This is a genomic window from Erwinia sp. PPS120 (assembly GCF_047918655.1).
In the GTDB taxonomy this organism is placed as follows: Bacteria; Pseudomonadota; Gammaproteobacteria; order Enterobacterales; family Enterobacteriaceae; genus Erwinia; species Erwinia tasmaniensis_A.
Genome location: NZ_JBLREF010000017.1, coordinates 111,284 through 117,838 on the forward strand (window position 1 = coordinate 111,284; position 6,555 = coordinate 117,838).

The 6,555-nt window shown below is 59.0% G+C and carries 2 protein-coding genes and 1 pseudogene; 1 reads left to right on the forward strand and 2 read right to left on the reverse strand.

Annotation, left to right across the window (positions count from 1 at the left end; genetic code table 11):
* Positions 1 to 105 precede the first annotated feature (105 nt).
* Positions 106 to 192, forward strand: a pseudogene (locus tag ACLRGG_RS11705) (T3SS effector cysteine hydrolase SpvD family protein); the annotation flags it as partial.
* Positions 193 to 532: 340 nt separating this feature from the next.
* On the opposite strand, the gene ACLRGG_RS11710 reads toward ACLRGG_RS11705, so the two are convergent.
* Complete coding sequence (locus tag ACLRGG_RS11710) at positions 533 to 5,203, reverse strand: ATP-dependent helicase (protein WP_416249941.1); 4,671 nt, start codon at positions 5,201 to 5,203, stop codon at positions 533 to 535.
* Positions 5,204 to 5,212: 9 nt separating this feature from the next.
* Entirely contained in the window at positions 5,213 to 6,115 is a 903-nt protein-coding gene (locus ACLRGG_RS11715; RefSeq protein ID WP_416249942.1) for an alpha/beta hydrolase, read from the reverse strand.
* Positions 6,116 to 6,555: the final 440 nt, after the last annotated feature.

Below are 6,555 nucleotides of genomic sequence, written 5' to 3' on the forward strand. Positions count from 1 at the left end.
CTCAAATGACAATCAGAGAAGTCGCTATCTGATGGGATCGGATGTATTGCGCGCCGGCGACAAAGAACGTGCGGCTTATATTTTTGATGAGTACGCCGATGATTAATCCGTCCTGGTTTACAAAAAATAAAAAAACACTTTCCTTCATCAGCGGGCTTTTATATCCGAGCTTATGATGAAAAACACGATTGATAACTTTTTCAATATTTATTTTATGGATACTAAGTTAATTGAGAACCTGGACAGATGAAGCTAAACCTCCATTAACAGGTCATTTTAAATAGCCAAAAATTATCCGGCCACTTTACATCGCAGATTGCCATTTTTAGCCACCTCTTATTTGAGTGCTGTTCAACACTTACCTCTGGTTAGGACAGGGCTGCAGTATCTGTTCGGCTCACTCATGTTGAAGTAGGGAATTCATCAATGTCTGTTATTGGCACAGGCTGTGTGAAAAATGCTAATCACTTTTTGGTCTTCCTGATGCCGGAAATTACGGCGGTTCCGGCACAGAACCCTATGAAGGCGTGATTTAAGGGAACCAGCTGTAGCCCTTTGGTACGCGAGAGAAGCCCACCGCTCGCAGCGCTGGAACCAGCGGGGAGACGCCAACCGGTTTTCCATCCACCCGTTCCAGCGTAAATCTGAGCTGCCTGTCGCGCTTAAGCGCCACGGCCAGCGCAGCAATAGCTGCGCGCTCATCGCCGTCCTTTTCGGCGGTAAAAGTCAGTAGTTCTTTTCCGCCCTGAACCAGACAGAGCAGAAGCCGTCCACGGCAGATAACAATCAGCGAGCCACTGCGGCGCGTGGGGCGGCCCCCCTGAAACGATGTTGGCCATGGGAGCGTAGCCCCAAAAGGATTAGCGGGATCGATGGCAGATAATGCCACGGCGAGAAATCGGTCCGCTCGCCTGTCCGCGACGGCACGGAGTTTTTCGATCGTCGCATTATCGGCAAACTGGGCACCGCCCAGCCCATGAACAAAGCGACCCCGCAGCATGCGTCCGGCATCTTCAATGCCACGCAGAACCGGTTGCAGGGCAGGGAAGCCGCCCGGCACCTGCTCGGATATCGCCGCCCCCCGGGCGATAACGCCATATCGATCCTGCATGTTCTCAACCCACGCCAGTATGCGCCGCGTCGGCGTTACGGTGTCACGAATAACCGCAGACCAGCGTCCGGTCAGACTGTTGATACCCATTCCTGGGCGCGGTGAGGGCGCTTTTGCTGCCAGAGGGGTATGTCCACGACGGCTGCGTAGCACCCGATGGGCGCGTCCGCGCTGGGTTGGCAAGGGGCCCGTTAGCGCACGCAGCGCAGCCCAGGTATCGGTGGTGATGTAGCCAGACCACACCAGCTGCCACATCGCCCTGGCGACCTCTTCCGGGTCGCTGTCTTCCAGTTGTGCCAGGATCTGACGCATAAAATACGCCCCGCCGTTAGCCAGTATCTTCATAATGGCCTGCTGAAGCGGCGTCTGGATGCCCGTTCCTTCTGCCGCTTCCACGGACACGGGTAGCGTTTCGGCTGCAAATTCGCTGATATGCAGGGAAACCAGACCATCATGACCGGCCGCAGCCTGCTCTCCGGTCCAGACCACCTCACCGGTGGCCAACAGCTCATCCAGCATGGAAGGCTGATAGTCCCGCACGCGCGCGGGTAAAATCTGTGTCTCCCACTGAGAAGCAGGAAGTGAAACGCCTGCCAGCTGCTCAATGACGCGCGCAACGCCGTTGGTTCCGGAATACGCGCCTTCCGCGACGCCATCCTGCTCTGGGATCCCCTCGCCGATCAGCCCCTGCCGCATTAGCAGTGACGTGACCCATGCCTCCTGCGAAACCGGGCGCGTGGCCTCGCGGGCAGCCTGCAGGGAGCGTCCACGCATTCGTCGAAACACCTCCTGCGCCACCCACTGTTTAGCGGTGGAGGCATCTTCCGACAGGGTAAAGTTACCCTTTAGCACCTTTCCCTGTTCCCGCAGGCGTTCCAGCTCTGCGTCCGCTACCGCGACACCCAGCCCGAATCCTGAGGCCACGTCCTGGGTGCTGAACAGCGTATGGGTGCGCGCGTAGCGGCCAATCAGATCCCGCAGCGGATGCGAAACCGGCTCCAGAAAGGCCGCAGGCACAGACGCAGGCAGCAGGGTGCCCAGTGCATCGCGCAGTCGGGCAGCATCCTCAACGGATGCCCAGCATGGCTTACCGGCTATCGTGACCTGAATGATACGCCGGGCATCTGCCAGCGCCCGCAGGCACTCCGCTGCCGTCTGATCTTCAGCCTCAAAGCGCCGGCTTATCTCCCCGGACGAAAGCGGGCCGAGCTCGCGCAGCAAATCCGCCAGGCCTTCACCGCTGACGACCCGGTACTCTGGCGTCAGTCGCTGAAGCTGCTGTTCAATGACAGAGACAACACCGGCATCAAGCAGCCCGGCCATGTCCACCTGTCCCAGCAGTTCACCGAGCAGGCCGCTATCAAGGGCAAGCAGGGAGGCGCGGCGCTCTGCTGAAGGGGCATCGGTGGCGTACATAAATTCGGCGACGTAGCCGAACAGCAGCGGCGCAGCAAAGGGCGAGGGAACCTCCGTGGTCACCTCGGCAAAATGGATCTCGTTCTGCTGGATCCTCGCCATTACCCCGTGCAGCGCCGGGAGGTCATAGACATCCTGCAGGCATTCACGCGCGGTCTCAATCAGTACCGGGAAATCAGCATATTCACGCGCCACTTCGAGCAACTGTCCGGCGCGAAGCCGCTGCTGCCAGAGCGGCGAACGCTTGCCGGGGTTGCGTCGTGGTAGCAGCAGCGCACGGGCGGCGCACTCGCGAAAGCGGGCGGCAAACAGAGCGGAACTCCCGACTGCATCAGCAACGGTGCGCTGAAGCTGCTCCGGTTCAAACAGGAATAGCTCAGCGCCGGGAACGCGTCCGGCCGTGTCCGGGAAGCGGGCAATAATACCGTCATCGCTGGCGACCACCGAGCCATCCAGCCCCAGCTCCGCACGAATACGCTCGGCGACGGCCAGTCCCCAGGGACTGTTGACCCGTTTACCCCAGGGTGAGTGGAGGATCACCCGCCAGTCGCCGCTCTCATCGCGGCAGCGTTCTATCAGCAGCGTCCGATCGGTGGGGATCACCCCGGTGGCCTGATGCTGTTCATCGACCAGCGCAAGTATATTGTGCACCGCATAGCGATCCAGCCCGCTTCGGTATAACTCTTTTTCGACCCCGCTCAGACCCCGCTTAGCGGCCACCTGTTCCTCAAGATGCCGCAGGAAAGCCCCGGTCGATTCACCCAGCCCGGCGGATCGCCCCGGGCCTTCGCCGCGCCAGAAGGGTAAGCGGGCAGGCCGGCCCGGGGCGGGCACTACCACGACCTGATCGTGAGTGATTTGCTGGATGCGCCAGGAGCTTGCACCCAGCGTGATGATGTCATTCAGGCGGGACTCATACACCATCTCCTCATCCAGCTCACCGACGCGGCGCGAACCCGCCTGATCTTCACCTTCGGGTAATACCACGCTAAACATGCCGCGATCCGGTATGGTGCCACCGCTGGTCACAGCCAGATGCTGTGCGCCCGGGCGGGGCGTCAGTATACCGCTGTCGCGGTCCCAGACGATTCGCGGACGAAACTGCGCAAAGGCATCATAAGGGTATTTTCCGGACAGCATATCCAGCGTGGCATCAAAAGCGCCGCGCGGCAGGGTTTTAAACGGATCCGCACGGCGTACGGTGCTGTACCAGTCATCAACGTGCAGGGGATCCATAGCAACGGCAGCAATGGTTTGCTGAGCCAGAATATCCAGGGGATTACGCGGTGGGGTGATCGCCTCCAGCTGACCGGCCAGCATGCAGTTAACCGTGACCGCTGCATCCACCAGATCGCGCCGGGTGCGTGGAAAAATCACCCCGGACGAGATGCCGCCCACCTGATGGCCCGCACGGCCCACGCGCTGGAGTGCGCTGGCGACGGAGGGCGGTGACCCAACCTGAATCACCAGGTCAACCAGCCCCATATCAATGCCCAGTTCCAGGCTGGAGGTGGCAACTACGCAACGAAGTTCACCCGCTTTCAGGGCCGATTCAATCACCCTGCGCTGCTCTTTTGAAACCGAACCGTGATGCGAACGGGCGATGACCGGTGCGTTTTCCTCTTCGCTTTCCTCTTCGCTTTCGGTGGCACCGCCGCTGCGCGAACCGTACTGAAAGGCCTGAGTTGAGGCCTCAGGTGCCTGACTGAGCCGCATGGCGTAGCGCTCATTAAGGCGGGCGGTAAGTTTTTCAGCCAGCCCCCGGGAGTTGGTGAAAACCAACGTCGCGCGGCATGCCAGCACCCGGTCGAGGATGCTGGCCTCCACATGGGGCCATATCGAACCCGCCGCACCGCTCTCCTGCGCGCTGTCAGGGCGCGTCGGTCGGCTGGAGATATCCGTCATATCTTCCACCGGCACAACAATTTTCATATTCAGCTGGCGGTCAGAGGCGGGATTCACGATGGTGGTCTGCTGCGAACCGCCGAGAAAGGCGGCGACGGGGCCAACCGGGCGCACCGTCGCAGAGAGGCCGATCCGCTGAGCAGGCGCCGGGAGCAGCGCATCGAGTCTTTCCAGACTCAGGGCGAGCTGTGATCCGCGCTTACTCCCCGCTACGGCATGGACTTCATCAAGGATAACGGTAGTAACGCCGCGCAGCGTCTCGCGCGCTTTCGACGTCAGCATTAAAAACAGGGACTCCGGCGTGGTGATCAAAATATCTGGCGGACGCCGCAGCAATCTGGCTCGCTCCGCAGTAGAGGTGTCACCGGATCGCAATCCAACGTTAATGCCAATTTCAGGGGCACCCATTCTGCTGCGCTGCCCGGTCACGCCGTCGAGCGGAAGCCGCAGGTTGCGCTCGACGTCGGCAGCCAGAGCTTTGACCGGGGAGAGATAAAGGATGCGCGTGGGCGCTCTGGCCGCCTTTTTACCTGCTTCTGTTGCTGACTGACGCTCTGCAAAAAGCGTATCTATGGCATAGAGAAAGGCAGCCAGCGTTTTGCCTGATCCGGTTGGGGCGATAACCAGGCAGCTAATGCCAGAAGCAATAGCCTGCCAGGCCGCCCGCTGAACGGGCGTCGGGGCAGGGAAGGCGGAACGAAACCAGGCCTGAACGGGAGCGGAAAACCGATTCAGCGGGTCTGTTTCAGATTGCGTATCCAGCTCAGGCATGACGCTCCTCTAGCCCTGATGCAGCCAATTTTCATATTTTTCCGGCCAGGCCACCGTTGGCGTACCGGGTTTCCCCATGCCGAAACCGTGACCCCCGCTGGAATAACGGTGCATTTCGACCGGCACATGCGCATGTTCACAGGCTGCCGCCATAATCAGCGTGTTATGCGGATCTGAAATGGGATCGTCCTCGGCCTGTACCAGAAACACCGGCGGGGTTTGCCTGGTAACATAATTCTGCACTGACCAGGCCGCTTCTGCTGAGGCCGAAGCAGCTGGCCCAACCATAATTTTATGCGTTGAGGTATGAGTATAGGGCTTTTCCAGCGTGATAACCGGGTAAATCAGCGCAATACGATCGGCATGGACAGACGCGTTGTCCAGCGCATCACGCGCGGGACAGGACGCAAAATCCGTGCGCGTTGCCGCCATCCCAAGCAAATGCCCCCCGGCAGAGAAGCCTAAAACGCTGACGTGCTTTTCATGCTGCCGGACAATCCTCAGCGCCCGCTGGGCATCCTGAAAGGCCACCACGCTTCCGTCTTTCCAGCCTTCGGCAGGCAGCCTGTAGGTCAGTACCCAGGCCGTATAGCCACGAGCGGTAAGCCACTTTGCGGCGGGCCAGGCTTCTGGGCCCATTTCGATTCTTTTATATCCGCCGCCGGCCGCAATCAGCACGGCCTTACCGTTCGGAACGGCAGGCGTGAAGCGGGTGAGCAGGGGACGGCTCACGTGGGTCAGGGCGCCTTTGCCTGACAGTTCGGCGCTACCGGATGGCCCGCCGCCCCCGGGCGGATTGCCGTCCCACAAAGGAATTTCACTGTTTTGTCCTGACGGGCTGGCCTGTAAAATGCCCGTCCGGACGGCGACGAATGTAGCAGCAACACCGGTGAGAAAATGACGGCGATTCATAGTTCACTCCTGGTCGTAGGGAATGCTATTTCACTACAGTAATCAGGACGTAATGTGAAGTAAATGGTGCGGTATGTTACATCGTGCAAGCGGGAATTACAGGGCGGAATGCTTACTGGCAGGGCAGAATGAGCAATCCAGCGGCTGAAATCGCGCTGAATGTTATAATGTTATTAATATGTAATGAATTAATTTAATACTAACAGGAACCATCTTTCCCCCATTATTCTTCTCTGCATTAGCGCTGGCGGCCACATCACCTGTGAACGCAGCAGAAATACCGATAACCAAAGACAAATTTGCCCCAAGGTAACCATGTGGTCTTGTCACCACTCGCTTTGTGCTAAAACGGAACGACTGAGTAATGTTTTTCAATATACTCGGTAAACAGTACGCCACGCGATCGTGAAAGCACCTTCGACTGTCTCTTATACACATCT

Excerpts from the sequence above, each read along its gene's own strand:
- ACLRGG_RS11710 (WP_416249941.1), bottom strand. The coding sequence starts at position 5,203 with ATGCCTGAGCTGGATACGCAATCTGAAACAGACCCGCTGAATCGGTTT.
- ACLRGG_RS11715 (WP_416249942.1), bottom strand. The coding sequence starts at position 6,115 with ATGAATCGCCGTCATTTTCTCACCGGTGTTGCTGCTACATTCGTCGCC.